Raw genomic sequence first — 1,424 nt, forward strand, 5'->3', positions numbered from 1 at the left:
CAAACACATTCTCCAGTTACACATTTTTCGAACAGGTTCGCATTGATAATATTGACACTTTCATCCTCCCATGACAACACAAACGTGTTTGATATTCTGGATCAAAACGTCCGCCTTTCATCCCACCTCTAAAGGGGTGGGCTTTCACGCAGGAGTTCGTAAATTCGTGGGGGGTGGGGTATGCCTGAACAGAGGAATAGATTAAATAGTGAAACATCTACCGGAGCTACAATTGGCTATGAGGCTGAGCTATGGCGAATGGCCGATGCGCTGCGTGGTTCCATGGATGCTGCCGAATACAAGCATGTCGTTCTGGGACTGATCTTTCTCAAGTACATTTCCGATGCCTTTGACGAACATCGCCGGAAACTTGAAGCTGAACTCGCAGATGGTGCTGACCCGGAAGACCCTGACGAATACCGCGCCTTCAACATCTTCTGGGTACCGCCAGAAGCCCGCTGGGAACGCCTCAAACAAAACGCCCGCCAGCCAGGTATCGGTCAAATTGTGGATGAGGCAATGGAAGCCATTGAGCGTGATAACCCTTCTCTTAAAGGTGTTCTGCCAAAGGAGTATGCACGGCCTGTGCTTGATAAACAGCGGCTCGGACAGCTCATTGACCTTATATCTAACATCCGCGTTGGCGATGCTGATGCCCGTTCCAAAGATGTGCTCGGACGTGTTTACGAGTACTTTCTCGGTCAGTTTGCCAGCGCCGAGGGCAAGAAGGGCGGCGAGTTCTATACCCCGCGTTGCATCGTCCGTTTGCTGGTAGAGATGTTAGAGCCGTTCCGTCGGTGGAGTTTATAGAGGCGCACGCTACGGGAAACGGAAACGGTGGTAAAGCTCGGGCTCAAATTAGCATTTACGGTCAGGAACTTAACTATACCACCTGGCGACTGGCGAAATTGAACCTGGCAATTCGTGGGATTGACGGCAGGATTGAACAGGGTGACACCTTCCACAACGACCGTTTCCCCGATCTCAAGGCCGATTACATACTGGCTAATCCTCCATTCAACATGAAGGATTGGGGCGGCGAACTCCTGCGCGAAGACAAACGCTGGAAATACGGCGTGCCGCCCGTACGCAATGCCAACTTTGCCTGGGTGCAGCACATAATCCACCACCTGGCACCCACAGGTTATGCCGGATTTGTTCTTGCCAATGGCTCCATGTCTTCCCATCAAGCTGGCGAAGGTGAAATCCGAAAGAACATAATAGAAGCGGACCTTGTTGACTGCATGGTGGCTTTACCCGGTCAACTGTTCTACTCTACCCAGATTCCCGCTTGCCTGTGGTTTATTGCCAGAGACAAAAGCGGGCGACCTCCTGCAGGGCAGACTAAACAGTTGCGGGATCGCCGGGGCGAGGTGCTTTTCATAGATGCCCGCAAGATGGGTCGTATGGTTGATCGCACCCAT

2 protein-coding genes are annotated in these 1,424 nt (G+C 52.0%); both read left to right on the plus strand.

The window, feature by feature from the left end:
• The first annotated feature begins 258 nt into the window (after nt 1-258).
• On the plus strand, nt 259-810 hold the full coding sequence (locus ABJK56_RS03285; RefSeq protein ID WP_347243238.1) for a class I SAM-dependent DNA methyltransferase: 552 nt from the start codon (nt 259-261) through the stop codon (nt 808-810).
• A partial coding sequence (locus ABJK56_RS03290; protein WP_347243239.1) for an N-6 DNA methylase occupies nt 798-1,424 on the plus strand: 627 nt, incomplete at its 3' end. The genes ABJK56_RS03285 and ABJK56_RS03290, both read left to right, overlap by 13 nt.

Origin of the sequence: Thermogutta sp., from assembly GCF_039793925.1 — a bacterium.
GTDB lineage: Bacteria > Planctomycetota > Planctomycetia > Pirellulales > Thermoguttaceae > Thermogutta.

Bases quoted from the DNA above. Each gene is read 5' to 3' on its own strand.
- ABJK56_RS03285 (WP_347243238.1), top strand. From the start codon at position 259: ATGGCCGATGCGCTGCGTGGTTCCATGGATGCTGCCGAATACAAGCAT.